The sequence below is a fragment of the Frankia sp. AiPa1 genome (assembly GCF_023243075.1).
Lineage (GTDB): Bacteria > Actinomycetota > Actinomycetes > Frankiales > Frankiaceae > Frankia.
In genome coordinates this window covers 123,439-148,773 of record NZ_JALKFZ020000126.1, presented here as the reverse complement: position 1 = coordinate 148,773, position 25,335 = coordinate 123,439, and the positions used below count along the sequence as shown (strand labels likewise).

Sequence of the window (25,335 nt, the reverse complement as noted above, 5' to 3'; positions counted from 1 at the left end):
CCCCCCCCCCCCCCCCCCCCCCCCCCCCCCCCCCCCCCCCCCCCCCCCCCCCCCCCCCCCCCCCCCCCACCCCCCCCACCCCCCCCCCCCCCCCCCCCCCCCCCCCCCCCCCCCCCCCCCCCCCCCCCCCCCCCCCCCCCCCCCACGCCCCCCCCCCCCCCCCCCCCCCCCCCCCCCCCCCCCCCCCCCCCCCCCCCCCCCCCCCCCCCCCCACCCCCGTTCCTCGTGAGCGCCCGGTTGTGGGAACTATGCGTCGACCGCCCCGAAGTAGGCCTGTTCGAGCCGTTCGGGGTTGGCGGTGAACTCGGCGGCCGAGCCGCGTAGGACGATGCTGCCGCGGTTGAGGACGGCGGCCTCGTCGGCGGCCCGCAGCGCGAGGTTGACGTGCTGTTCGACCAGGATCACCGCGCAGCCGTGGTCGGTGGCGATGCCGCGGATGGCCTTGAACAGGTCGGAGACGATCAGAGGCGCGAGTCCCATGCTGAGCTCGTCGACCAGCAGGACCTTCGGCTGCTGGATCAGCGCGCGGGCGAGGGCGAGCATCTGCTGCTCCCCGCCGGACAGCGCGGCGGCCGCGACATCCCAGCGCTTTTCCAGGGCGGGGAAGACGTCCAGCATCTCCTTGGGTTTCGGTCCGCCGCGGGTGGCCGCGACGCGGAGGTTCTCGTCGACGGTGAGAGTGGTGAACAGGCTGCGGGTGTCGGGAACGAGGACGATGCCGGCCCGGTTGGCCGTGAGCGGCCGCCCGCAGCGCAGCGCGGTGCCGTCGACGTGGATGGTGCCGCCGCGGGCGGGCAGCAGACCGGCCAGGGTGAGCAGGGTGGTGGTCTTGCCGGCGCCGTTCGGGCCGAGCAGCGTCAGCACGGAGCCGGAGTGCAGCGTGAGGTCCATGTCGCGGAAGGCGGTGGCGCTGCCACGGCCGCCGGACAGGCCGCTGGCCCGCAGCCGGGGGGCCGTCGATGGCTGCCCCTCGGGGGACGGACGGCCGGTCTCGATGTCGGCATCGGAACCGACACTGGTCCCGACATTGGTGTCGAGGTTGGTGCCGGTGTCGACGTTGGTCTTGTCGTTGGTGTCGGTCATGAGGTGCTCGCCCCCGAGGCGGTCGCCTGCGCGGTCGTCGACGCCGTGAGGGGCGCCGCCGAGACGGTCGCTGTTGTGGTGGTCGTCTCCGGGGCCTGGTGGACGGTGCCGAGATAGGCGTCGGTGACGTTCTTGTCGGCGCGGATGGTGGCCGGGTCGCCCTCGGCGATGAGCTTGCCGAAGTCGAGAACGTAGATGTAGTCGCAGACGCCCAGGACCAGCGCGACGTCGTGGTCGATCAGCAGCACTCCGGCGCCCGCGGCGCTGACCCGGCGGATGCGCTCGCCGAGCCAGACCGACTCGCTCGTGTCCAGCCCGGCGCCGGGCTCGTCGAGTAGGAGGACCTCGGGTTTCGCCGCGCAGGCCCGCGCCATCGAGACGAGCTGGCGCTCGCCCTGGCTGAGTTCGCCTGCGGTGCGTTTCGCCAGCCGCCCGATGTCGACCAGGTCGAGGGCCTCGGCGATGGCCGCGTGGCGGTGATCCCGCCCGACCCCGAAGACCGCCGCGGCCACGTTCTCCTCGACGGTGAGCTCCTCATAGAGCTCGATGGCCTGGAAGGTGCGGGCGAGGCCCCGGCGGACCCGCTGGTGCGGCGGGAGGCCGTCGATCCGGCTGCCGTCGAGAGTGACCGTCCCGTCGGCCGAGGCGAAGCCGGTGACGGCGTCGATGACGCTGGTCTTGCCGGCCCCGTTCGGCCCGATCAGTCCGACGATCGTCCCGGGTTCGACCCGCAGCGACACGTTGGACACGGCGACCACGCCGCCGTAGCGGACGGTGAGGCCGCTGACCGCGAGCCCCTCGCCGCGGGCCGCGCTCGCCGCGACCGGCACCGCGTCCGCCGCGACCGGCACCGCTGGCTCCGGCGCCCTGGCGGGAGTTCCCGTGCCGGCCCCGCCCGTGGCGGGCTCCGGTGCGGGCGCGTCCCCCGTGGTCGGTGCGTCCCCCGCGGTCCCGGGCACCCCGGGCACCGCCCCGGCCGGCCGTGCTCGGCGGAACCGTTGCGCCAGCGCTGGGGTGACACGGTCGGCCAGTTGATGACCTCCGCTGGCGAGGCCCTCCGGATAGATGATGACGGTCAGGATGAGCGCGAGCCCGGTGATGACCGTGAACCAGTCGCCGAAGTCGAGCCACTTGTCCGCGGCGACGAACACGACGCCGCTGGTGGACAGCACCCCGGCCAGGATCCCGCCGAACACCGAGGTGACCCCGGCGAGATAGGCGGTCGCGAGCAGGGTCAGACCGCCCAGCGCCGTGAACGAGTCGAACGTGACGACCCCTCGCCGGTAGGCCAGCAGGCTGCCACCGATGCCGGCGATGAACGACGCCAGCGCGAAGCTGATCAGCTTGACCTGGACGACGTTCACGCCGATGCCCGCCGCGGAGCGTTCGTTGTCGCGTACGGCCAGCATCGCCGAGCCGAGCGTGCTGGTCCGCAGCCGGGCGACCCCCCAGGCCACCGCGATGAGGACGGCGAGGCACAACAGGCCGAACTGGATCCGGGGAAAGTTGTCGCCGACACCGATGCCGAGATCGAGCCCGAACAGCTTCGGGTTCGGCACGCTCGCGCCCCTGGTCGACACGATCTGGGTGTTACGGAACCAGACCGCCTCGATCGCATATGCCAGCCCCAGGGTCACGATGCCCAGAGTGAGGCCGCGCAGCCGCAGCGCGGGCAGCCCGATCACGACCCCCAGCCCGGTGGCGGCGAGCGCCGCGAGTAACGGCGCGAACGGGAACGGCACCCCCCAGCTCTGCGTCACCCCCGACAGGAAGAAAGCCGCCGCACCCGCGAGAGCGAGCTGGGCAAGTGACACCTGACCGGCGTATCCGGTCACGACCACCACGGACAGACCGATGATCGCGGCGATGAAGGTGCCAATGACCGCGCTTCGCCACGTACCGTCAGTGACGAGAAGCGCGACCACGCCGACGACGATGCCGACGATGGTGGGCGGGATCGTCGAACGCGGCCGGGGGGTCCGCCCGAGCTGCTGGCGGACCAGCCCGCCCCGGGCCGGCAGGCCCTGCCCGGTCAGCAGCAACGCCACCAGGATCACCAGAAGCGGAACCAGCTCCGCCGAGCCCGAACGAGGCATCCAGCTGTGCTCCAGGGCCAGCGACAGCGCCTCCGCCTGCACCATCCCGATCAGCAGACCCGCGATCACCGTCGGTACCAGGTTCTGGAACCCACCCACCAGCGCGGCCGCCAACGCCGGCACGACGAACAGCGTGTACGTGATCGGGGTCAACGGGCTCAGCGGCGCGATGAGGATGCCGGCGGCACCCGCGACCATGGCACTGATCACCCAGTTGGCCAGCGCCATCCGGTCCGGCGACACCCCGGAGACGAACGATCCGGTATGCGTCTGCGCCGCGGCCCGGGTCAGCAGCCCGAAGCGGGTGAACCGGTAGATCGCCGCGAGCACCAGGGTACCGGCCACCACCGTCACGGCCAGATAGACGTGCCCGGATCGCACGGTCGCCGATCCCAGGTCCCAGGCGTGGTCCGGGAAGATCGCGTCCACGCTCACCGGGGCGGCGCCCAGCCGGATCGCCATCGTCGACTGGATCACCGTCAGCACGCCCAGGGACGCGACCGCGCGGGCCAGCGGGGCAGCCTCGCGCAATGGCCGGAACACCGCCCCGTACAGCAGCGCGCCCAGCAGCCCCGCGATCACCAGCGCGATCAGTACCGCCGGAACGAGGCCCAGCTCCTGGCCGATGTCGGCCTGCGCGGGCAGTCCCGGCACCAGGATGAGGATCTGCCCGCCCCGCAGGGCCGCGTACTGATACGCCACATACAGAGCGATCGCCCCGGTGGCAAAGTTGATCACGCCCGAGCTGCGATATGTCAGCACCAGAGCGACCGCGAGCGCCGCGAACACCCCGCCGTTGCCGAGCCCCAACAGTAACGAACCCACATGCTCCATGACGGTCTCCCGATCCCACACCCACGGACGGCGCGATCCGATGAGCCCCGCCCTTCGCCCTTGGCCAGGTCCCGGCGCCTGGCTACGGGCACGCAAAAAATCTAAAGGTAAACGAGGGTGTAGCGGAAGTGGGGCGGTCGAAGGCACACGTTCGGGTAGTCGCTGGCTTCCTGGAGTTCTCGGCGTCGGAGAGAACCTTGGACCCCATTCTGACAGTCAACGAAAACTTAGTTCGGCAGGATGGTCCAGATGGCAAATCTTGTTTTTTCTTCCTGGCTGCCGGAACGCATGGCCGCTGGTTGCCGGGCGTTCCCGTCGGCCAGCGCATCCGCTGGACAGCGCGCGAAAAGTGTAGATATTCTGCGCCGACGTCTCGTCTGCTGGATCGCGAAGTCTTTTCGCTCGCCGCGGACCGTGCGGTACCGACGCTCCAGCCCGTGGAATCAGCGTTCGACGGCTCGCCGCGTGGTGTCCGCCAACAGCTCTGGCCAGGGAGGACGCCGACGACGGGGCGTTCTGGAGACCATCAGGGAGAACTATGGATCACACCATGGGTGGGAGCGGATCACGGCGCGGACCCGGTGGGCGTCGCCGTAGGTCCGGCGGGCGCGGCCGTGGGCCCGGCGGGCGGCGCTGGCGCCTGACGGCGCTGGTCGCGGGCCTCGCCGCACTGGCCCTCGCGGCCTCGGCGTGCGGCAGCAGCGGCAGCGGCAGCGGCAACGGCAGTTCGGGCTCGGACGACAAGGCGGACACCGCGGCTCTCGGGACCAGGCAGGTGGCCGCCGGTACTCCGGTCAAGATCGGAGTACTCAGCGACGGCCAGGCCGTCGCCTACGACCACAGCATCCAGGTGCGTGCCGCGGCGGCGATGGCGAAGTACCTCAACGACTATCAGGGCGGGATCGGCGGTCGGCCGATCCAGCTCGTGCAGTGCCAGACCGCCGGCGACCCGGCCAAAGCGGCGGACTGCGCGACGCAGTTCATCCAGTCGAAGGTGACGATCACCGTCCTTGGCGAGGCCACCGGACTCGCGACCGTGTGGAAGCCCCTGCACGATGCCAGGATCCCGGTCCTCGCCTTCGGTACCACGGAACAGTCCGCCCTGCTGGACAAGGACTCGACCTTCGTCCTGGGCGACCAGATCGCGGCGCTGGCCAGCCTGCCCATCGAGGTGGCCAGGGAGAGCAGGGTAAAGAAGATCACCGCGATCGTCATCGACGTCCCGGCGGCGACCGGTTTCTACGAGACCGTCGGCAAGCAGATGTTCCAGAAGGCCGGGTTCGACTTCCAGCTCATCAAGGTGCCGCCGGGCCAGGCGGACATGTCGCCGCAGATTGGCCAGATCGTGCGGGGCGGGTCGACCGAGGTGCACATCATCGGTAACGACTCCTTCTGTATCGCCGCGCTCAACGGCCTGCGCGCCGCGAACTTCAAGGGGCCGATCAGCATTCTCGGCCTCTGCGCGTCGGCGAGTCTCACCAAGTCGGTCGGCAGCTACCTGAAGGGGGTCAACGAGGCGACGACCATCGCGATCGGCGACTCCGCCAACAAGGATCTCACGCAGTGGAAGGCGATCGTGGGCGCCTACGCGAAGAAAAACCGGGTCGACCCGACCGATCCGGTGGGCGCGGAGATGTACATCGTCCTGAAGGCGCTGCGCGAGCAGCTGGACGGGATCACCGGCGACATCACCGCGCAGACGGTCACCGCCAAGATTCGCTCGGCGCCCCAGATATCGTTCCCGATGGCGCCCGGCATTCCCGTCAGATGTGACGGCACGTCGTTTCCGCTCACCCCCGCGGTCTGCGGCCGCGGAGTCCTCCTGACGAAGCTCGACGCCGACGGCAAGCACACTCTGCCCTACCGCGCGCTTGGCACGTCGGGGAGCTGATCCTCGGCCGCGTCCCTCGGCCGCGTCCCTCGGCCGAGCCAGCGCCGCCCCGGTCGAGGCGGGTGCCTCTGACGACGCCCTGGTGTCCCCCACCGGGGCGTCGTGCCGGGTGCCGGCGGGAGATCATGAAGTCGCGACGACTCGACTCGACGACGCGCAAAAAAGTATAAAGATATCTGTCGCCAGCCGTCGTCGGTGGCACGTGTCCCCTCCGTCGGACGCCGGTGCCGCGGGCCGTGCGCCGGCCCTGGGCCGCAGGGCGACGCCCTGGCGCCGCCGAAGCCGTCCGAGAGGAACAGATATGGAAGCGACCATCGTCGAACGACACGACGGTCTGGTCACGGTCACCTTCAACCGCCCGCACAAGAAGAACGCGCTGAACGCGACCAGCTGGCAGGAACTCGACCAGATCATCGACGAGGTCACGGCCAATCCGGCGGACCGCGCGCTGCTGATCACCGGCGCGGGTGGCAACTTCTCCTCGGGCGCGGACCTCAGCGGCAGCGCGAGCGGCGCCGGCGGCGTCACCGGCCATGGGCCGCAGTCGATCCTGTACGAGATGCGGACCGTCGGCGAGCTCATCAACCGGCTGCACCGGCTGCCGAAGCCCACGATCGCCGCGGTCGACGGCGTGGCCGTCGGGGTGGCCCTGGGCATCGCACTCGCATGTGACCTGATCGTCGCCAGCGACCGAGCCCGGTTCGGCGCGGTGTTCGTCAAGCGAGGTCTCGCGCTGGACGGCGGTAGCTCGTGGACGCTGCCCCGCCACATCGGGCCGCGCCGGGCGAAGCAGATGGCCTTCCTCGGTGACTTCGTGCCCGCCGAGCAGGCCCTGGACTGGGGCCTGGTCAACGAGGTGGTTCCGGCGGACGAGCTGCCGGAGACCGCGGCGGCGCTCGGGCGCCGGCTGGCGGGCGGCCCGACGACCGCGATCAGCCTGATCAAGCGCCTGCTCGACGGCGGCGACACGCTCACCTTCGAACAGGCGGTGGAGGAGGAGGCGCGCGCCCAGCACATCGCCTACACCACCAGGGACATGGCCGAGGGAATCCAGTCGTTCCGCGAGCGCCGCGAGCCGAAGTTCACCGGCGTATGAGCACCCGGTTGCTGGCCGCGCCCACGGCCGAACAGCAGCTGCTGCTCGACACGAGCGAGCGGTTCATCGAGGACACGCTCCCGGTGTCGAAGGTCCGCGAGATCGCCGAGGGGGCGCCCGGCCCGGACGGGGCCTACTTCGAGACGGCCGGCTCCCTCGGCTGGTTCGGCCTGCTCGTCGACGAGGCGCACGGCGGCGGCAGCGCGTCCGACAACGGCCTGCTGGACGCGGCGGCCGTCGCCGCCGAACGCGGCGCCAGGCTGCAGCCCGGGCCGTTCGTCGGGACGAACGTCGTCGCATCCGCCCTGTCCCGGGCCGGTGCGCCGTTCGGCAAGCTGCTGGCGCGTCTGATCGCCGGCCAGGCCAGGGCGACCTGGGTGGCCGGGGCGGCCCGGGGCCTCACGCCGGGTGCGGGCGAGATCACCGCCCGAGCCGAGACCGGCGGCTACGTCCTGGACGGCGAGGTCCGGCACGTGCAGGAGGTGGCCGACTGCGAGGCGCTGCTCGTCACCGCGCGGGGCCCCGCCGGCCTCCTGCAGGCCGTGGTGGCGACGGATGCCCCGGGCATCGAGGTGCGCCCGCTGGATGGCATCGACATCACCCGCCGCACCGGCGCCGTCCGGCTGGACGGGGCACGGGTCGGCGCGGACGCGGTCGTCGGCGCCCCCGGCTCGGACACCGAGGCGCTGTTCGACCGCCAGGCGCAGATCGCCGCGGTGCTCGTCTGCGCCGAGGCGGTCGGGACGCTGCACCGGGACTTCGAGCTGGCCCTGGAACACGCGAAGGTCCGCATCGCCTTCGGGCGGCCGATCGGGTCGTTCCAGGCGATCAAGCATCTGCTGGCGGACACGAGCCTGACCCTGGAGATGGCCAAGGGCCTGGTGGCCGCCGCGGCCGAGGCGCTCGGCGCCGACGCGGCGAACGGCGGCGAGCTCGCGCACGCAGCGAAGGCCTTCGTGGGTGAGCGCGGGATCGACGTGACGCATGCCTGCTTCCAGGTGTTCGGCGGCATCGGCTACACCTGGGAGCACGACCACCACCTGTACATGCGGCGCCTGGCCGCCGACGCCGTCGCGTTCGGCGCGCCGCAATGGCACCGGGCCCGTCTGGCCGACCGGATCGGAGTCGCCTGATGGCGGGCACAGCGAACACCCCTGAGGTCCCGGCCGCCGGCTCGGCCGAGGTCACGGCCGCCGCCCCGGCCGAGGTCCAGACCGAGGTCCAGACCGAGGTTCCGGTCGCGCCGGCGCCGCCGGACGGCGAGACGCCGGAGCGGTTCCGGGCGCGTGCGCGGGCCTGGCTCGCGGCGAACCTGGAGCCCGCGAATCCCAGTGCCCGTGGCTTCCGGGAGAGCGCGGTCAGTGACGTGGCCCCGGAACGGGCCCTGCATCGCCGGCTGTTCGACGCCGGATTCGCCGGGATCACCTGGCCCCGCGAGTACGGCGGGCAGGGCCTCGGCCCCGAGTACGAGCGCGCCTTCGCCGAGGAGGCCCGCGCCTACCGGCTGCCCGACTTCGGGATCGTCGGCGGCACCACGTTCCGTGTCTGCGCGCCGACGATGCTCGCCCACGGGTCGCCCGCGTTCCTGCGCCGGCACATCCCGCGGATCCTCGCTGGCCAGGAGCTGGTCGTGCAGTTCTTCTCCGAGCCGGACGCGGGTTCGGACCTCGCCGGGGTGCGCACCCAGGCGGTCCGCGAGGACGGGCGCTGGGTGCTGAACGGCTCGAAGATCTGGAGCAGTGGCGCCTACTACGCCGACTACGGCCTGTGCCTGGCCCGCACCGACTGGGACGTGCCGAAGCACCGCGGGCTGACCTGGTTCGCCGTGCCGGTGGGCGCCAGCGGCGTGACGGTTCGGCGGATCAGGCAGATCAACGGCGGGTCGCAGTTCTGCCAGGAGTTCTTCGACGACGTCGCGCTCACCGACGACGACATCGTCGGTGAGGTGAACAACGGCTGGACGGTCGCGCAGACCATGCTGATCTTCGAGCGTGGCGGCGGGATCGGCCCCGGGGGCGGCAGCTCGGCGCCGAAGGGTATCGCTGCGGATCTCGTCGAGCTCGCTCGCTCGGTCGGCCGGCTCGACGACCCGGCAGTGCGGGACGAGATCGTCGGGGTACACGTCAACGACGTCGCCCGCCGCGCCCTGGTGGCCCGGCTCGGCGGGCTGATGCGGGCCGATCCCGCGTCGGCCGCGCACGTCGCCTCGTACGCGAAGCTCGCCATGGGCACGTATGACCCGCTGCGCGCCAACGCCGCCCTGCGCATCGGTGGCGCGGACGCGGTGTCCTGGCCGGTCGGCGAGGAGGGCAGGACGGCGGCCGCGTTCCTCGACGGCCGGTTCATGGCGATCGCCGGTGGCACCAACGAGATGCAGCGCAACGGGATCGGCGAGCGGGTGCTCGGCCTGCCCCGCGAGCCCTCGTTCGACAGCGGCCGGCCGTTCCGGGACGTCCTGCGCGACGCCAGCACCTGGACGGGACGCGTCCCCGCCGCGCCGCCGTCCGAAGGCAGGGCCTGAGCCCGCACGGGGCTGGCCCTCAGCGCCGAACGACGGGCCCGCACCCGCCCCGCACCGCGGGCGCGGGCCCGCCACACGACGCCTCCACGCCGGCTGACTCGCGGGTCAGGCGGCGCGGGGCAGGCCGAGGATGCGCTCGGCGATGAGGTTGCGCTGGATCTGCGAGGTGCCGGCGGCGATGCTGTACTGCAACGACCACAGGTAGGCGCGGGCGATCTCCACGCCGTCGATCCCGCCGGCCCGCACGCCGCCGAGGGCGGCGCGGCCGAGCACCCGGACCGCGAGCTCACTGAGCTCCTGGCTCAGTTCACTGAACCGCAGCTTGACCGCCGAGCCGGTCGGCGCCGGCAGGCCCGTCGCCTCGGCCTCGGCGATGCCGCGCTGGGTCATCCGCCACAGGCCCTCGACCTGTGCCTCCAGCCGGCCGACGTGGGTGCGCAGCGCCGGGTCGTCCCAGGCCGTCCCACCGCCGGGCTTCGGCACCTGCCGGGCGGTGCTGACCAGGCCGCGCAGCTGGGAGCGCAGGGTGATGATGTGCTGGGCGAACGCGGTGCCGCGTTCGAAGCGCAGCGTGACGTTGGTGACGCGCCAGCCGTCGTTCTCCGCGCCGACCCGGTTCGAGACGGGGACCCGGGCGTCGGTGAGGAACACCTCGCAGAAGTGGTCGTCGCCGTCGATCGTGCGCATCGGGCGGACCTCGACGCCCGGCTGGTGCATGTCGAGGATGAGCCAGGTGATGCCGCGGTGCTTGCGGGCGTCGGGGTCGGTGCGGACCAGCAGCTCACCATAGTCCGCGACGTGGGCGCGGGTGCTCCAGATCTTCTGGCCGTTGACGATGTACTCGTCGCCCTGACGCACCGCCCGGGTGCCGAGCGAGGCGAGGTCGGAGCCGGCCCGGGGCTCGGAGAAGCCCTGGCACCAGACGGTCTCGCCGCGCAGGATGCGCGGGAGGTGGAAGGCCCGCTGCTCGTCGGTGCCCTCGGCGATCAGGGTCGGGCCGGCGTGCATGTTCCCAACGAAGTTGATGCCGATGTAGGGCGCGCCGGCGCGGGCGTACTCCTCCAGGTAGACCAGCTGCTGGGTGGCGGGCAGGCCGCGACCGCCGAACTGGCTGGGCCAGTTGATGCCGGCGTAGCCGCCGTCGTGGAGCCGGCGCTGCCAGGCGGTGTCGTAGGCGCGGCGCGCGGCCCAGTCTCCCGGCGGCGGCGGTGGGCCCTGCGCCGGCACCGCGGCCTGAAGCCAGGTCCGCAGCTCGGCTCGGAAGGCCTCGTCCTGCTCGCTGTACGTCAGGTCCATGCGGGTGTGCTCCTGGGGGGACGTGTCCGGGGTGGACTTGTGAACAGGTCGCGGACGGCGACGAGGTCGACCTTGCCGGACGGGGTGCGGGGCAGCGCGTCGACGATGCGCAGCTCGGTGGGCAGCTCGTAGCGGGCCAGCACGGCGGCGGCGGCGGCGAGGAGGTCCTCGGCGGTCACCGACTCGTTGCCGGGGCGCAGCTCGACGGCGGCCACCGGCACCGCGCCGAGGCGGGGGTCGGGCCGGCCGACGACGGACGCACCACGGACCCGCGGGTCGCTCTCGAGCGCGACGCGCACGTCGTCGGGCAGCACCTTGAACCCGCCGCGGATGATCGCCTGGTCCGCCCGGCCGAGGACCCACAGGAAACCGTCGGCGTCGATGCGGGCCAGGTCCGTCGTGCGGGTCCAGCCGGAGGAGTCGCCGAGCTGGTGTGCGCGCACCTCCAGCAGGCCGGGGACGTCCGGGCCGAGCGGGGCGCCGGTGTCGGGGTCGACCGTGCGCAGCTCGCAGCCGGCGTGCGCCCGCCCGACGCTGCCGCGCTTGGCCGTCCAGTACTTCTCGTGGTTGGCGAGGTTCCATCCGGCCACGCCGCCGCCGAACTCGGTGGCCGCGTACGAGGTCAGGACCGCGACGCCGTACTTCGCCTGGAAGGCGTCGGCGTCGTCGGCGGACAGCGGGGCGGTGCCCGAGACGACCGAGCGGACGCTGGCGAGGTCCGCGGGGTCGAGATCGGCGTCGAGCACCATCCGCAGCGCGGTGGGAACCAGGCTCACCGTCGAGGGGCGGTGCCGGCGTACCGCGTCCACCCAGGCCTTCACCTCGAACTTCGGCAGCAGGCAGAACGCGCGGCCGTCGCCCACGCACTGCAACACCCGGAACAGGCCGCCGAGGTGAACCAGCGGCGCGTTGACGATGACCACGCCGCGGCGCAGGCGCAGCGTCTCGTCGGCGTGCCGCTCGTAGTGCTTCGCGCCGACGAGCACCCGGGTGAACGTCTCATAGCTCAGCGGTACCCGCTTCGGCGGGCCGGTCGTCCCGCTGGTGAGCATCTCCACGGCGATGCCTGGCCGCCACCCGCCCGCGTCCGTCCCCGCGGGACGCTCCCCGCGGACGACCAGGTCGCCGAGCGCCTCGCTGACCAGCCAGCGGACCGGCGGCGCGAAGGCCTCGAGATCCTCCCGGCCGCCGGCGACAGTGGCGACACCGAGGGCGTGGGTGTCCGCCCGGACCCGCTCGGTGCCGCGCCCCGGGTTCACCGCCACCACACAGGCGCCCGCGCGCAGCAGGCCGATCAGCAGGCCCAGCTGCGCCGGGCGGTTGCGCAGCAGCACGGCGACCCGCTCGCCCGGGCGCACCAGCGGCGCGACGGCATCGGCGGCCGCGGCCAGCTCGCCCCAGGTGTGCCAGTGGCCGTCGAACTCCAGCGCCGGGGCGGCCGGGTCGAGCGTGAGAACGCGGCCGATGCGCTCGCTGAGCGCGGGCAGCGCGGGCAGCGCGGTGGTGTCCGAGGTGCTCATCGCGCCTGCCACCGGGGCTCGCGCTTGTCCAGGAAGGCCCGCGGGCCCTCGAGGGCGTCCTCGGTGCGCACCACCCGCTCGCGGAAGGCCTCGGCCATGATCTCGGCCTCCAGCAGCGGCAGGTCCAGGCCCTTGCGGATGGCCAGGCGGGTGCCGCGCACGGCCAGCGGGGCGTTGCGGTTCACGGTCGCCGCCAGCTCCCGCGCCCGTTCCAGCAGGCGGTCGTGCTCGACCACCTCGGAGATCAGCCCGAGCTCGTAGGCACGCTGCGCGCCCATCCGCTCGTGCCGTCCCATCAGCGCCATCCGCATCGCGATGTGGGTGGGCAGCGCGCGGGCGAGGCGCACCGACTCCCGGCCGGAGACCAGCCCGATGCTGACGTGCGGGTCGAAGAACTCCGCGCGGTCCGAGGCGATCACGATGTCGCCGGTGGTGACCAGGTCGAGCCCGGCGCCGCAGCACAGGCCGTTGACGGCGACCAGGACCGGCTTGGTCATCGACCGGAACGGCGGCGTGCCCTCCTGCGGGGCCTCCCACTGGTCGTAGGTCGACAGGTACGGCGTCTCGGAGACGACCTTCCCGGTGCCCGGGATCTCGCTGACGTCGGCGCCGGCGCAGAAAGCCCGGCCGTTGCCGGTGACGAGCAGAATCCAGACGTTCTCGTCGGCCTCGGCGTCGGTGTAGGCCTGCCGCAGCTCGTTGATCATCGACGGGCTCAGCGCGTTGAGCTGCTTCGGCCGGTCGAACGTGATCGTGGCGACGCGGTCGGTGACGTCGTACTGGATCGATGCGTACCCCACCAGCGGATCCTTCCTCTCTACCGGCATCCGTCTACCGGCACCCGGCACCCGGCACCCGGCACCCGCCGGCGAGCGGATACCCGTCACGATCGCGCCCGGCGCGATGTCGCCCCGCGCGATGTCGCTCGTGACCCTGTGACCGGTCACGAGGCAGCCGGACTGCCGGCCAGGGCCTCCTCGGCGACGGCGGCGCCGAGACCGGCGGCATGCGCGGACGCGGTGCCGAAGCCGTTCTCGAGGACCCACGCACGCTTGAGGTAGTAGTGCGGGAGCATGTCCCAGGTGAAGCCCATGCCGCCGAGCACCTGGACGGCGGCTCGCCCATTGGCGATGCCGGCGTCACCGGCCAGCACCTTCGCCGCCGCGGCGGAGTGCGCGAGATCACCCGCGCGGGGGTCCGTGGCGATCGCCGCCGCCGCGTAGGTGGCCGCGCGGGCCAGCTCCACCCGGACGTACATGTCCGCGAGAATGTGCTTGATCGCCTGGAACGAACCGATCGGCACGCCGAACTGCTCGCGTTCCAGGGCGTAGCCGCGGGCGGTGTCCAGCGCCCCCTGAGCGACGCCGACCAGCGTCGCGGCGCTGAGGATCGCACCGCGGTTCCGCAGTCGCCGTGCCGCCGCCGCGTCCCCGACGACCCTGCCGGCCGGGATCGTGTCGAACACCGCGACCGGGGTCAGCGGGTCGAGCGGCAGACCGGCGGTCGCCGGCAGCAGCGCGGCGCGGGGGACCAGCTCGATCCGGTCGGCGCGCAGCACGAGCAGGACGTCGGCCCCGTCGGCGTGCTCGACCACCACCGGACCAGGCAGCGAGTCGTCCAGCTCGACGCCGGCGACCCGGACCGCGCCGTCGGCGGCGCCGTCGACGAACGGGGCGCCCAGCGTCGACCACAGCAGCGGGCCGGGGGCGAGATGGGCGCCGAGCTCCTCGAACGCCAGCGACGCCTCGACGAGCCCGAGGCCGGTGCCCGGCCCGTCGGCGAGTATTCCCAGCACGCCGAGCTCGGCCAGTGCGGACCACAGGGCCGGTTCGGCCGGCTTGTCCTCGCGGCCCGCGATGTCCGCGAGGGCAAGCCGGCCGGTGCAGAACGCCCGGACGGCATCACGCATCGCGATCTGGAACTCGTCGAAGCGAAACTGCATGGGCTCCTCGTCATCCACCGTCAGGGCAAGGGCAAAACATCTAGATGTTATGAACACTAACGGGGGTGCGGGCGTCGGTGCAACGCGTCGCAGGCGCGACGCGCGTGGGAGCGGCGACGGTCAGCCGCGGGCGCCGGCGGTCGCGGGTAGTGGGCTCAGGAGTTCATCTGATCGAGGACGGGGGCGCCATCGTCGAATCGGGGGCACGCCAGTCGGTCGAGACGTAGCGGTGCCGGATCAGCCATTCGTCGCCGACCGGGACGAAGGTGTCCCGGTAGCGGCCGTAGTGGTCGAGGCCGATCTCGGTGACCACCGTGAAGTAGCTTGCCACCCGGGCCTCGTCCGGGCTGATCTCGAGAAAGCGGATGTTCGCGAGGTTGTGTCGGACGATGCGGCGTGGCCCTGGCCCGGCCGAAGCGGCCGGTGACGTGGCGCCGGCCGACGGGCCCGGCGGCGCACTGCTGGGCGTGCCCGGCGGCGCGCCGCCGCCCGGGGAAACGCCGCCGAGGAACTCGATGATGGCTTGGCGGCCGCGGCGCGGCGGCTGTCCGCGTACCTCCAGCTCGCCGTCCTCGTGGAAGGCGAGGGCCAGCTCGTCGAGCCGCAGCGCGTCCCCGGACCAGGTGTAGCGGGCAAGCGAGTCACGAATGCGCTCGCGGGCGATCAGCTCCCACAGCTCCACAGCTCGCGAACCTACCGCGTCAGCCGTCTCGATACATGTGAAGCTTTTTGGTGTCCTGCGCAACCTGGGTGTCACCACCATCGTCGCCACCGGCGTCTCGGTGAACATCGCGATCCCGAACCTGGTGATGGACGCGGTCAACCGCGGATACCAGGTCGTCGTGCCACGCGACGCCGTCGCCGGCATCCCGGCGGACTACGCGGACGCCGGCGTCACCTACGAGAAGCGCTGGAGCCGGCTTCTCCGCCGGCATGGAATTGTGTCGGTCTGGCCACTCCTGACGTTTCCAGCCACATCGAGTCTGGGCCCTGCGCGGGCGGAGTGCTGACTTCAGCCGGTGGCGGCGGTGCCGGTCTTGCCGTCGAAGAAGAAGGCGTCGGCGTTGCCGAAGAGCCAGTTGTCCCGAACGTCGTCCGGCAGGTCGAGGGCCGCGGCCTCGGCCAGGGTCCGCTGGAAGGAGAGGACCGGGTAGTCGGAGGCGAAGATGATCCGGTTCTTGCCTCGGGTTCGCATGAAGTGCAGCAGTTCGGCCGGCAGCCGCTTGGGTGACCAGGCCGACGTCATCAGCCGCAGATTGGCATACTTGATCATGAGTCGGATGGCGACGTCCCACCACGGGTCGGCACCGTGAATCATGCAGAGCTTCAGCTCGGGAAAGCGGTAACAGACCCGGTCGATATAGATCGGGTTCTGCGGCTCGGCCGGCAACGGCGGGCCGGGAATGCCGGTGTTGATGCAGAGCGGCAGCTCAAGCTCGCAGCACTTGGTGTACAGGGGGTAGTACACCGGGTCGGTGGGTGGGTACATGCCGTCGCCCCAGAAGCTGGGTCCGACGTTGGTACAGGCGACCGGGTAGTCGCGGACCAGCGACTCCAGCGCCCGGACGGTCGGCATCGGGCGCAGCAGGTTGAAACCGCCGACCGCCAGGGCGAAACGGTCCGGGCGCGCCTCGGCGAACCGGAACGCCCGGCCGTCCGTCTGGTTCGCCTTCGCGATCAGGATCGCCTTCTCGACGCCGTTGGCATCCATGTCGTCAAGAAGTTCGGGCAGCTCGGGGCTCTTGAAGAAGGAGTCGCCCGCCTTGAAGTAGTCCTCCTTCACCCGGATCATCCAGTCGGGCATCTTCCCCTGGTCGCCGAAGTCGACATTCACCAGGCAGTCCATGGCGCGAGTCACCGGCGGTCTCCTTTCTCCGGTGCGTCTGGCGCACCGCTGTCTGCTGGATGTGCCCGACCGGGACCGCCGGGTCAGGCAGGGAGCCCGACGAGCTCGGCGGTGTTGGTCCGCATGATCTTCTCCACCTCGTCGGGGGTGAAGTCGGTGAGCTCGTCGGTGAACGACGCCGGCTCGGCGAGGCCCTCGCCGTGCGGCCAGTCGGAGCCGAACAGGACTCGCTCGACGCCGATCGTGTCCGCGAGCTTGCGCAGGTCCTCCTCGTAGTACGGCGTGACCCAGAGGTGCTCGCGGATCGTGTCCAGCGGGTCCTGGGGGAACCTCGACGGGACGCGGTTCGCCAGCTTCCTGAGACCCTTGATCAGCGGGTAGAGCCAGTCGGAGCCGTTCTCGATGCTGGCGATCCGCAACGCCGGGTGGCGGGTGAACACGCCGTCGACGATGAGGCTCGCCACGGTGTCGTGGATCGCCCGGTCGCCGATGATGACGCTGCCGAGCATGTCCGGCGCGCGGAACGGGGCGAACTCGTCGGCGCCGCCCCAGGGTGCGCCGAGCAGGGCGTTGTAGCCGCTGTCACCGAGGTGGAACGCGACCGGGATGCCGGCCTCGGCGAGACGGGCCCAGATCGGGTCGTGGGCCCTGTCGCCCAGCGAGCGGCCCTTGTCGGTCCCGGTCGGTACCGGCGCCGGGCGGATGTGCACGATGCGGGCGCCGAGCTCAAGCGTCCGGTCGATCTCGGCGAGCGCCGCCTCGGGGTCGGCCAGGGAGATCATCGGGGCGGCGAGGATCCGCTCCTGGTAGAAGTAGCCCCAGTCGTCCTCGAGCCAGCGGTTGAACGCGTGCAGGCTCGCCATCGTGGCCGGGACGTCGTGCCGCAGCGCCTGCTCGACCCCGCAACCGAGGGTCGGGAACAGCAGCACCGCGTCGAGGCCCTGCTCGTCCATGGTCTTCAGTCGTGCGTCCCGGTCCCGGTACTCCGGGTGGATGGGCTCGACCTTGGTGAGGGTGCGTGGGTCGACCCCTTCCGGGATCTGGCCGCGGAACTGCAGGTCGAGGCAGCCGGGAACGATCACCGGGTCGAACGTGGGGTTCGGGATGAAGTTGTTGACCTTGCCACCGATGACCATCTCGGTGTGGCGGCCGTCCTCGACGACGCGGACCCCGCGGAAGCGGAACTTCTTGTCGAGGTGGCGGGTGAACGCGTCGAGGCTCTCGTAGTAGTGGTTGTCGGCGTCGACCGGCCGCTGGCCCGCCGGCTTCGTGTCCTGCTCTGTCGCCATGACAGTCACCTCACGATCTGGAGAGATGTAAATATTTCTACTCTTCGCGGTGGGCCAGGGCATCCTCGTGCGTCACGCGCCGGAGCCGCCTGCCTGGGGCCCGCGGGGCACGTCGCGGAAAGCGACGGTGTCGGCTCGCTGTTCGCGCGGCATGCCGAGCAGCCGCTCGGAGATGACGTTGCGGGCCATCTCCGTGGTGCCGCCGCCGATGCAGGCGGCCTGCCGGGTCAGGTAGCCGAGCCCGACCTGGGCGGCGGTCTCCTCGTCCGGCGACCAGACCACACCCGCCTCGCCGTAGAGCTCCGTGGCGATCGCCGCGCGCCGCGCGTTGCTCGTACCACCGAACAGGCGCGTCATCGCCGCCGCGTGGTACGGCAGCGCGCCGCCGGCCATCTTGCGGGTGACGGCTTCGACCAGGGCCCGCAGGACGAGGACGTTCGTCTGCGCCTCGCCGAGCAGCGCCCGCGTGCGGCTGTCGTCGAGCGTCCCGAACGCCCGGGCGGCCTCGATCAGGCTGCCGATGTCGTACGGGCCTGCGTTCGGACGGTTGCCACCGCCGGTCACATAGGGGGAGCCGCCGGAGATGGTGCGCTCGTGGTACAGCCACCGGGTCATGACGCCCCACCCGGCGTCGACGTCACCGATCCGGTCGGTGTCGGGCACGACGACGTCGGTGAGGAACTCCTGGCAGAAGTCCTTCGAGCCGTTCACCAGCTCGACCTGGCGGATCTCCAGGCCCGGCGCGGACATCGGCACGCTGAACACGGTCAGGCCGCGGTGTTTCTCGACGTCCCAGTTCGTGCGGGCCAGGCACAGCGCCCAGTCGCCCCACCAGCCGGACGTGGTCCAGACCTTCGAGCCGTTGAGCACCCAGTTCTCGCCGTCGCGGGTGGCGGTGGTGACCGCGCCGGCGGCGTCCGAGCCGCCCCCCGGCTCGGACAGCAGCTGGACCCAGATCTCCTCCCCGCGCAGCATCCGGGGAATGTGGCGCAGCTTCTGTTCCTCGGTGCCGAACTCGAGCAGCACGGCCATGCAGGGGATGAAGGTGGACGCCTGAATCTCGGCCGGGTAGTCGTACCCCCTGATCTCCCGGTTGAAGGCGGCCTGGTGTGCCGGGGTCAGCCCCTGCCCGCCGTACTCGGGCGGCACGCAGATGCCGGCGAACCCGCCGTCGAACAGCCGGCGCTGCAGCTCGCGGCAGGTCGCGGCCCGCGCCAGCACCTCCTCGTCGGTGGGATGGGTGGCCGCGTGGAGGAAAAAGGTGTCGCGGGTGGGATCCGCGGGCGGCAGGTTCTCGGCCAGCCAGCCGCGGGCGCGCGTCGCGAACTCGTCGACGTCGATCACGGCCGGGCTCACTTCCCACCGCCCAGGGCGGTCTCGGTCAGGCTCACGAGCCGGTCGGTGAAAGCGGCCGGCGTGCCGAACAGCTGCGCGTTGACGGTGGCGCGGCGCAGGTAGATATGCAGGTCGTGCTCAAAGGTCACCCCGATGCCGCCGTGCAGCTGGACGCAGTCCTGGATGAGCTCCGGGCCGACCTGTCCGGCGTATGCCTTGGCGGTGCTCGCCCACAGCCGGGCGTCCGGCGAGCCCTCGCCGACGTGCCGCGCGGCCTTCGCGGTGACCGCGGCGCTCGCCTCGAGCTGGGTGCGCAGGTCGGCCATCCGGTGCTTGATCTCCTGGTAGGAGCCGAGCGGGCGGCCGAAGGAGTAGCGGTCGTGGGTCCACTGCAGGGTGGTGGTGAACGCACGTTCCATCGTGCCGACGATCTCCGCGGCCTGCAGCACGGCGGTGAGATCGAGTAGCAGCTCGTCGTGATCGTCAGCGGAACCCGGCTCGCCCACCCGAGCCGCCGCCGACACGGTGGCATCCTGTAGCGTCACGCTCTGATAGCGCCGGGTGAGGTCGATGCCACGCAGGGGCGACGTCCGCACGCCGGGGGCGTCCCGGGGGACGAGATAGTGCGACCGCAAACCCTGCGCATCGGCCGCGGCAAGCAGCAGGTAGCCGCTCGCCGTGCCGGTCTCGACGAGCGGCACGGTCCCGGTCAGGGCGACGCCATCGTCTGAGCTGACCGCCCGTAACCCGTTGCCGGATCGCGGCCCCGTGCGGGGGGCGTACCCCCAGGCGGCGGTCGCAGCCCCGTCCAGCAACTCCGCGAGCGGCCCACCGTGCTGCTCCTTGGTTCCCCAGCGGGCCAGCGCCGCGGCGACCACGTTCGTCCCGATCAGTGGCCCAGGGGCGGCGTGCCGTCCGAACTGGTAGGCGACCGCGAGGAGGTCGGCGAGGCCGTTACCGCTGACCGAACCGCCGCCGGAGTCTGCCGGCACCAGCAGCGCCGTCCAGCCGAGGTCGACCCCCCGCCTCCAGAGCGCGGGGTCGAACGGGGAGTCCAGCCGGGACAGCTCGCGGATGCGCGCGGGGGTCCAGGTGACTCGCAGGTAGTCCGCAGTGGTCGCCTCGAGCAGGTCCTGGTCCGCAGTCTGGGTGAACATCGTCCTCCTGGGTGTCCCGCACGCCGTCGTGCTTCCCGGTTCGGCGGCCCGGCGGCTGGACGGCCGGTGAGCCGACCACCGGGCCGCCCGATTTCCTGATGGGCCGGTGGATCGGTGATCCGGTGGGTCACAGACCGGCAGAGCCGGGTGCCCGGTGGTAAAGCAGCGCACTCCGGTGACGAAAGTGACAGTACCGGCGGTCGACCGCGGGTGCCACCTCAACCAGCGAACCAGTCGCGAGAGGGCCTGGTCTCTTGAGGGACCCGGCCTTTGAGGGGCTCAGTCTTTGAGGGGCTCGGCTTTGCGGAGCTCAGTCCGCGGGGGAGGTCCGCGCGAGCCGGCGCAGGATCGAACGCCCGTCGCCCGACAGCTTCAGGCGCCCGTCCACGTCCTCGTGCCACGACCGCGTGCGGAGGATACCGATGCCGTTCAGGCAGAACACGGAGAGATCGATCCGGTCCGGCGGGCGTATCCCGTACTCGTTGCCCACTGTCATCGCGGTGAGGTAGGTGGACTGCGTCGACGCCACGAGGTAGGTCGCGGGCTCCACGGCGAGAGTGGCCGGTGCCCTGCTGGCTGGTGCCCTGCTGGCCGGCGTGGTGTCGGCCAGCGTGGTGTCGGCCAGCGCGGCCTCCACCAGCTCGCGGTACAGCGCGGTGACGGGCGCCTGCGAACGGGCGATGAGGTCGGGATCGGCCTGGCGGAGCTGAAGGCGCAGGCGGGCCAGCCCCCGGTCGACACCTGCCTTGTTGTGCATCGCCGGCAGGTGCGCTGCGGCGAGAATCGCCCCGGCCAGCTGCTCGAGCGGGTCGTCCAGATGGGCGACGGCGGCGCGGATGATGCGCGTGTAGGTGCGCATCGCCTCCTCGAGCACTGCCAGCAGCAGGTCGTCCTTGCTGGCGAAGTACTGGTAGAGGGTCCGCAGCGACTGCCCGGCCTCCTCCGCCACGTCCTGGACCGTCAGGGACTCCCCGTTCGACCGCTCCAGAACCTTCGCCGCCGCTCTGATGAAGCGATTGCCCCGGTCGATCGAACGCTGCTGCGCGCCCTGCAACGAGCGCGTGACCACGCGGCGATGCCAGTCCGTGCCGAGGTCCTCGTGGCCCCCGGCACGGTCGGCCTGGGCACGGTCGGCCTGGGCGCGCTTGGCTTCAGCGCGATCGGCCCGAGGGCGGTTGACCGGCGCGAGGTCGACCTGTGCGGCCTCGCGCCGCGCAGCCTCGATGCCGGTGGCTTCGAGACCGGTGGCTTCGAGGTGTGCGCCATCGACCGGAGCATCCGTTTCCATTGCAAGCAGGATACCGCCCAGCGCAAGCCACGCTGTTGTGCGCGGACCAGTCGGAGCGTGGGGCCCTGGTCGCCGGCATGGCGCGGCCGGACGGCGGTTTACGGCTCGGGGATCTCGAAGTGCTCGTCGCGCAGCTCGAAGGCGCGCTTCACGCCGTGCTGGGCCCGGGTCTTGACGAAGTTGTACTCGCCTTCCTCGAAGCTGAGGTTGGTCCCGTAGGCGTGGAAGAGGTAGCTGAGCACCTCCTCGCCCTGGTAGGCCTGCAGCTGCTCGATGAGCCGGAACGCCTCCTTGGCCATCACGATGCCGTCGGCGGGCATGCGGGAGGCCTTCTCGGCCCACCACTGCGCCCGCTTGGTGACGTCGTGGTCCTCGACGACCTCGGTGAAGACCCCGAGATGTGCCAGGTCCGAACCCAGGACCGTGTCCCCGGTCAGCAGCATCCGCCGGGCCAGGACGGGCCCGAGCCGGTGGAAGAACACGTGCAGCGAGCCGAGCGCGGGACCGAGGAAACGAGTCGCCGGCATGCCTAGCCGCGCGCCGTTCCCGACGACCGCGATGTCCGCCATCAGGGCCATCTCGAAGCCGCCGCCCAGTGCGATGCCGCTGACTTCGGCGACCGTGACCTTCGGGAACCCGAGGAACTCGTGGTAGAAGCCGAAGGTCTGCCGGTCCACGGTGAGCCGGCGGCGTTGGCTGGGTCGTCGCCGTCTGGCGCCGTTGCCGCTGGCGCCGGCCCCCTCCTTGGCATCGCCTTCGCCGTACCAGCCGTACGCGTTGCGCATGTCCGCGCCGGCGGAGAAGTAGCCGCCGGCACCGCGCAGCAGCACGACCTTGACATCGTCGTCGTTCGCCGCCTCGTCCAGATAGGCGGCGAGCTGGTCGCGCATCGCGGCGTCGTAGGAGTTGCGTCGGTCCGGGTTGTTGAGTGTGATGCGCGCGATCCCGTGTTCGCGTTGCCGTTCGATCAGTACGCGTTCGTCAGTCAACGCGGTCATCCTTCTCCCGTCGCGCGTTCGTCACGTCGCGCGTTCGCCACTGTCATCCTAGGCTTAATATCTAGATGTTTCGAGTGTGCCGCAACACAGCTGATGGCTGTCGCATCAGGAGGGCCGGCCCGGTGCCGTGCGGGATGTCCCATCCGGGTGAGTGTCCGGGATCAGCTCGCGGAGCGGGTGCCTCGGCGGGTCTTCGGCAGGCCGAGGCGCTGTTCGGCGACGAGGTTGCGGGAGATCTCGGTGGTCCCGCCCTGGATGGTGACGACGCAGGAGTGCCGGGCGGCACGTTCGATCTCACCGTGGGCGGCCGATGGCCCGGCCCCTCGCCGACGGACTCGCGCAGGATGCCGCCGAGGCCGACGACGTCCTGCAGCTCCCGGCTGGCGCGCTGGTAGGCGGTCGAGGCGAACAGCTTCGCGATCGTGCCTGGTACGGCGACGGCACGACCGGACCGCGCGCGCGGTGCCAGGGTCGCGATCAGCTCGCCGGAGACGACGGCGGGCAGGTCGGGATGTTCCGGCGCGACGGTGGCGAGCAGCCGCGCCGCCGCGACGTGCTCGGCGAACGGCACCGGGGCGAGCACCCGTCCCAGCTCGATCGCCGCGATGACCGGCGCGTGCAGACCGGCCCCACCGCCGTCGAACTCCTCCGGGACGGCGAGGCCGGGCAGCCCCGCCTCGCACAGTTGCGCCCACAGCGCCGGGTCGTGTCCGAGCGGCTCGGCCTCCCGGGCCGACGCCAGCCCGCGGGAGCGGGCAAGCACGGCTCTGGCCAGCTCCCGCGCCGCCCGCGACGCCTCGTCCAACGACAGGTCCATGCATGCCCCTCCGAAGGCCGGCTACCACGCCGCGAACACCCGTGACGGGCACCCAACGGGACGGTAATATGTACATACTATTTGCCGCATAGAGCGGCATGGGTGTGGTTGAGCCTTGGGTGCCGCTGAGCTGTCCCCCGCCGCTCCCGGGCCCGCCAGCCGCCTCCCTGGCCGTCTGGCCGGTGGGACCCGCTGCCGGCCGAGGCTGCCGGTGTCCTGCCGGTACTCCCGGCATGATGCTAGATAAATCTAAAGCTTTTGAGGAGGGGGCGCCGCATGAAGTCCCGTTCACGTGGAAGCCCACCGGCTGGTTCATGGTCGGCTGGTCGGCTGAGTTCCGGGCCGGCGAGGTCCGCGCGCTGCGGTCGCCAGGCCTTACATGGCCTACCGTCGCTGGGCCACCCAGTTCTACGAGATCCCACCAGGGGAGTAGCCGCCCGGCGCACCGTCTGGCAGAGCTGGCGACTCTGCCAGAGCTGGCGTCGGCCTGCCCCAGCACCAGGCACCACGGCAGCGATCCACCAATGCGACGACGCACCACCGCGGCGACCCGGGAGCGCACCGATGCAGCAGACACCAGCCCGATTAGGACAGCCCTCGCCCACCGCCGATATCCGCGAGATCCGGGCCGCCCTGACTGGGCCCGGCGCGTTGTTCGAGATCCAGCTCGAGGATGTGCGCGGAACCGTCCTGCCGGTGTTCCGCGACCGCCTGCGCTCGCTGGGGGACCTGCTGTCCGCCAGCGAGCGTTACGGCGAGCGGACGTACGTCGTCGACGGAGATGTCCGACTCACCTTCGCCGATCTGCTCAGGCAGGCGGGCGCGCTCGCGCACGCCCTGCGGACCGGATACGGGGTCCAGGCCGGCGACCGGGTCGCCCTGCTCGCCGCCAACCGCTGGGACTGGCTGGTCGCGTTCTGGGCGGTGGTGACCGCCGGTGCGGTGCCGTGCGCGATGAACGGCTGGTGGACGCCGGTCGAGTACCGGCACGCGGCCGCCCTGGTCGAGCCGGTTCTGCTGATCGGTGACCGGCCGCGGCTCGACCGGGTCGCCGCGGAGATCAACCTCCCGGTGCTGAGCCTCGACGACGACCTCCCGGCACTGCTGCGCGAGCACGAGGGAAAGTCCCCGACCAGCGTCACGGTCGCCGAGGACGACCCGGCGCTGCTGCTGTTCACCAGCGGGACCACCGGGCGGGCGAAGGCGGTCGTCCTGCCGCACCGCGCCTTCGTCGGATCCGCCCAGGTCAACGCGTTCACCGAGGTGGTGGCCAGGGCTGCCATGGGGATACCGGTCCCGCCGAGCGTGGCGGACCTCCCGCCGAGCGACGACGTGCTGCTCGTCACCGCCCCGCTGTTCCACGTGTCGATGCTGCACGCCGCCACGCTGATGGCCATCTCGAAGGGTTCGCGGATCGTCCTGCTGCCCGGGCGGTTCGACCCGGAACGCGTGTTGCGGACCATCGAGGCCGAGCGCGTCACCGGCTGGTCGGCGCTCGGCAGCGCCGCACTGCGGGTGGCGACCTGCGCCAAGGTCGGCTCGTACGACACCAGCAGCGTGCACTTCCTCGGGGTGGGCGGAGCCCCGGTGAGCCCGGCCGTCCAGGAGCTCCTGCGCACGGCGTTCCCGTCGGCCTCGAAGCGCCTCGGCATGGGCTACTCCAGCACCGAGGCCGGGGCCGTGATCGCGTCAGTCGGTGGGGCCGAGTATCTCGCGCATCCGACGGCGACCGGCCGACCCAACGTGACGTTCGAGGTGGAGCTGCGCGACGAGACCGGTGCCGTGGTCGCGGAAGGGGAGTACGGCGAGGTCCACGTGCGCAGCCCCTACACGATGCTCGGCTACTGGAACGACCCGGAGTCCTCGGCCAAGGTGCTCAGGCCCGACGGCTGGCTCGCCCTCGGGGATGTGGCCCGACGTGAGGACGGTCTGCTGTTCCTCAATGCCCGCGCCCGCGACATGATCCTCGTGAGTGCGGAGAACGTCTCGCCCACGGAGGTCGAGTACGCCCTCGAGGAGTCGCCGGACGTCGACGAGGCGGCGGTCCTCGCGGTCGACGACGAGGTGACCGGTGACGCGGTGTGCGCGGTCGTCGTGCCGAGCCGGGGCGCCGCGCCGACGGTCGAGCAGCTGACGCGGTGGTGCCGGGTGCGTCTGGCCCACTACAAGGTCCCCACCCGCTGGCACCTGATCGACGGCCCGCTCCCGCGGACCCCGACCGGCAAGATCGTCCGGCGTGACCTGCGCGCCTGGGTCGATGCCGGCGCGGATGCCCCCGGTCCGGCACCGACCGGTGCGTGAGGCGCACAGGCCCAGAACTTCCCAC

21 protein-coding genes are annotated in these 25,335 nt (G+C 71.8%); 6 read left to right on the top strand and 15 right to left on the bottom strand.

Translation table 11 applies throughout. The features are described 5' to 3' along the window. From MXD95_RS12320 to MXD95_RS12310, 3 genes are all read right to left on the bottom strand, one after another. Positions 1-214, bottom strand: a 214-nt coding sequence (locus MXD95_RS12320) for a hypothetical protein (RefSeq protein ID WP_250640722.1), incomplete at its 3' end; no start/stop codon positions are given. A gap of 32 nt (positions 215-246) precedes the next feature. After that, positions 247-891, bottom strand: coding sequence for an ABC transporter ATP-binding protein (locus tag MXD95_RS12315; protein WP_250640731.1), 645 nt, complete (start codon positions 889-891; stop codon positions 247-249). A gap of 188 nt (positions 892-1,079) precedes the next feature. Next, entirely contained in the window at positions 1,080-4,013 is a 2,934-nt protein-coding gene (locus tag MXD95_RS12310; RefSeq protein ID WP_250640721.1) for a branched-chain amino acid ABC transporter permease/ATP-binding protein, read from the bottom strand. Positions 4,014-4,563: 550 nt separating this feature from the next. Here MXD95_RS12310 and MXD95_RS12305 point away from each other — a divergent pair. The 4 genes from MXD95_RS12305 to MXD95_RS12290 all read left to right on the top strand — a co-directional run bounded on the left by MXD95_RS12305 (position 4,564) and on the right by MXD95_RS12290 (position 9,521). Further along, positions 4,564-5,904, top strand: coding sequence for an ABC transporter substrate-binding protein (locus MXD95_RS12305; protein ID WP_250640720.1), 1,341 nt, complete (start codon positions 4,564-4,566; stop codon positions 5,902-5,904). 301 nt (positions 5,905-6,205) lie between these two features. Beyond that, a complete protein-coding gene (locus MXD95_RS12300; protein ID WP_250640719.1) occupies positions 6,206-7,000 on the top strand; it encodes an enoyl-CoA hydratase/isomerase family protein in 795 nt (264 codons plus the stop codon). Continuing rightward, a complete protein-coding gene (locus MXD95_RS12295; RefSeq protein ID WP_250640718.1) occupies positions 6,997-8,133 on the top strand; it encodes an acyl-CoA dehydrogenase family protein in 1,137 nt (378 codons plus the stop codon). The genes MXD95_RS12300 and MXD95_RS12295 overlap by 4 nt, the downstream gene beginning before the upstream one ends. Then, complete coding sequence (locus tag MXD95_RS12290) at positions 8,133-9,521, top strand: acyl-CoA dehydrogenase family protein (RefSeq protein ID WP_250640717.1); 1,389 nt, start codon at positions 8,133-8,135, stop codon at positions 9,519-9,521. Before MXD95_RS12295 ends, MXD95_RS12290 begins: the two co-directional genes overlap by 1 nt. Positions 9,522-9,626: 105 nt before the next feature. Here the strand turns inward: MXD95_RS12290 and MXD95_RS12285 are convergent, their stop codons facing one another. The 5 genes from MXD95_RS12285 to MXD95_RS12265 form a co-directional block, all read right to left on the bottom strand. After that, entirely contained in the window at positions 9,627-10,817 is a 1,191-nt protein-coding gene (locus tag MXD95_RS12285) for an acyl-CoA dehydrogenase family protein (protein WP_250640716.1), read from the bottom strand. Continuing rightward, a complete protein-coding gene (locus tag MXD95_RS12280) occupies positions 10,808-12,337 on the bottom strand; it encodes a class I adenylate-forming enzyme family protein (protein WP_250640715.1) in 1,530 nt (509 codons plus the stop codon). Before MXD95_RS12280 ends, MXD95_RS12285 begins: the two co-directional genes overlap by 10 nt. Beyond that, on the bottom strand, positions 12,334-13,137 hold the full coding sequence (locus MXD95_RS12275) for an enoyl-CoA hydratase/isomerase family protein (RefSeq protein WP_250640714.1): 804 nt from the start codon (positions 13,135-13,137) through the stop codon (positions 12,334-12,336). The genes MXD95_RS12280 and MXD95_RS12275 overlap by 4 nt, the downstream gene beginning before the upstream one ends. Before the next feature lie 143 nt (positions 13,138-13,280). Continuing rightward, positions 13,281-14,279: an acyl-CoA dehydrogenase family protein gene (locus MXD95_RS12270; protein ID WP_250640713.1), complete on the bottom strand. Its 999-nt coding sequence runs from the start codon at positions 14,277-14,279 to the stop codon at positions 13,281-13,283. 163 nt (positions 14,280-14,442) lie between these two features. After that, positions 14,443-14,961, bottom strand: coding sequence for a nuclear transport factor 2 family protein (locus tag MXD95_RS12265; RefSeq protein WP_250640712.1), 519 nt, complete (start codon positions 14,959-14,961; stop codon positions 14,443-14,445). Between the two features lie 37 nt (positions 14,962-14,998). Here MXD95_RS12265 and MXD95_RS29610 point away from each other — a divergent pair, with 37 nt between their 5' ends. Further along, positions 14,999-15,289 (top strand): isochorismatase family protein, encoded by a 291-nt coding sequence (locus MXD95_RS29610; protein ID WP_250640711.1) that lies wholly within the window; start codon positions 14,999-15,001, stop codon positions 15,287-15,289. Positions 15,290-15,291: 2 nt separating this feature from the next. On the opposite strand, the gene MXD95_RS12255 is transcribed toward MXD95_RS29610, so the two are convergent. The 7 genes from MXD95_RS12255 to MXD95_RS12225 all read right to left on the bottom strand — a co-directional run bounded on the left by MXD95_RS12255 (position 15,292) and on the right by MXD95_RS12225 (position 23,009). After that, positions 15,292-16,137 carry an amidohydrolase family protein gene (locus tag MXD95_RS12255; RefSeq protein WP_250640710.1) on the bottom strand — a complete coding sequence of 282 codons (846 nt, stop codon included), beginning with the start codon at positions 16,135-16,137 and terminating at the stop codon, positions 15,292-15,294. A gap of 71 nt (positions 16,138-16,208) precedes the next feature. Further along, a complete protein-coding gene (locus MXD95_RS12250; protein ID WP_250640709.1) occupies positions 16,209-17,414 on the bottom strand; it encodes an amidohydrolase family protein in 1,206 nt (401 codons plus the stop codon). Positions 17,415-17,486: 72 nt separating this feature from the next. After that, the gene (locus tag MXD95_RS12245; protein WP_250640708.1) at positions 17,487-18,770 is read right to left on the bottom strand and encodes an acyl-CoA dehydrogenase family protein; all 1,284 of its coding nucleotides are present in this window, start codon (positions 18,768-18,770) and stop codon (positions 17,487-17,489) included. Further along, complete coding sequence (locus MXD95_RS12240; RefSeq protein ID WP_250640707.1) at positions 18,767-19,906, bottom strand: acyl-CoA dehydrogenase family protein; 1,140 nt, start codon at positions 19,904-19,906, stop codon at positions 18,767-18,769. The genes MXD95_RS12245 and MXD95_RS12240 overlap by 4 nt, the downstream gene beginning before the upstream one ends. A gap of 310 nt (positions 19,907-20,216) precedes the next feature. Then, complete coding sequence (locus MXD95_RS12235) at positions 20,217-21,194, bottom strand: TetR/AcrR family transcriptional regulator (RefSeq protein ID WP_250640706.1); 978 nt, start codon at positions 21,192-21,194, stop codon at positions 20,217-20,219. Between the two features lie 98 nt (positions 21,195-21,292). Beyond that, a complete protein-coding gene (locus MXD95_RS12230; RefSeq protein WP_250640705.1) occupies positions 21,293-22,192 on the bottom strand; it encodes an enoyl-CoA hydratase/isomerase family protein in 900 nt (299 codons plus the stop codon). Between the two features lie 61 nt (positions 22,193-22,253). After that, complete coding sequence (locus tag MXD95_RS12225) at positions 22,254-23,009, bottom strand: acyl-CoA dehydrogenase family protein (RefSeq protein ID WP_250640704.1); 756 nt, start codon at positions 23,007-23,009, stop codon at positions 22,254-22,256. Positions 23,010-23,573: 564 nt separating this feature from the next. Between MXD95_RS12225 and MXD95_RS12220 the strand changes: the two genes are divergently transcribed. Next, positions 23,574-25,310: a class I adenylate-forming enzyme family protein gene (locus MXD95_RS12220; RefSeq protein WP_250640703.1), complete on the top strand. Its 1,737-nt coding sequence runs from the start codon at positions 23,574-23,576 to the stop codon at positions 25,308-25,310. Positions 25,311-25,335: the final 25 nt, after the last annotated feature.

Coding starts and splice junctions, on each gene's coding strand:
- MXD95_RS12310 (WP_250640721.1), bottom strand. CDS start 4,013: ATGGAGCATGTGGGTTCGTTACTGTTGGGGCTCGGCAACGGCGGGGTG.
- MXD95_RS12225 (WP_250640704.1), bottom strand. CDS start 23,009: ATGGACCTGTCGTTGGACGAGGCGTCGCGGGCGGCGCGGGAGCTGGCC.
- MXD95_RS12235 (WP_250640706.1), bottom strand. CDS start 21,194: ATGGAAACGGATGCTCCGGTCGATGGCGCACACCTCGAAGCCACCGGT.
- MXD95_RS12270 (WP_250640713.1), bottom strand. CDS start 14,279: ATGCAGTTTCGCTTCGACGAGTTCCAGATCGCGATGCGTGATGCCGTC.
- MXD95_RS12285 (WP_250640716.1), bottom strand. CDS start 10,817: ATGGACCTGACGTACAGCGAGCAGGACGAGGCCTTCCGAGCCGAGCTG.
- MXD95_RS12240 (WP_250640707.1), bottom strand. CDS start 19,906: ATGTTCACCCAGACTGCGGACCAGGACCTGCTCGAGGCGACCACTGCG.
- MXD95_RS12295 (WP_250640718.1), top strand. CDS start 6,997: ATGAGCACCCGGTTGCTGGCCGCGCCCACGGCCGAACAGCAGCTGCTG.
- MXD95_RS12290 (WP_250640717.1), top strand. CDS start 8,133: ATGGCGGGCACAGCGAACACCCCTGAGGTCCCGGCCGCCGGCTCGGCC.
- MXD95_RS12230 (WP_250640705.1), bottom strand. CDS start 22,192: ATGACCGCGTTGACTGACGAACGCGTACTGATCGAACGGCAACGCGAA.
- MXD95_RS12305 (WP_250640720.1), top strand. CDS start 4,564: ATGGGTGGGAGCGGATCACGGCGCGGACCCGGTGGGCGTCGCCGTAGG.
- MXD95_RS12280 (WP_250640715.1), bottom strand. CDS start 12,337: ATGAGCACCTCGGACACCACCGCGCTGCCCGCGCTGCCCGCGCTCAGC.
- MXD95_RS12315 (WP_250640731.1), bottom strand. CDS start 891: ATGGACCTCACGCTGCACTCCGGCTCCGTGCTGACGCTGCTCGGCCCG.
- MXD95_RS12300 (WP_250640719.1), top strand. CDS start 6,206: ATGGAAGCGACCATCGTCGAACGACACGACGGTCTGGTCACGGTCACC.
- MXD95_RS12220 (WP_250640703.1), top strand. CDS start 23,574: ATGCAGCAGACACCAGCCCGATTAGGACAGCCCTCGCCCACCGCCGAT.
- MXD95_RS12250 (WP_250640709.1), bottom strand. CDS start 17,414: ATGGCGACAGAGCAGGACACGAAGCCGGCGGGCCAGCGGCCGGTCGAC.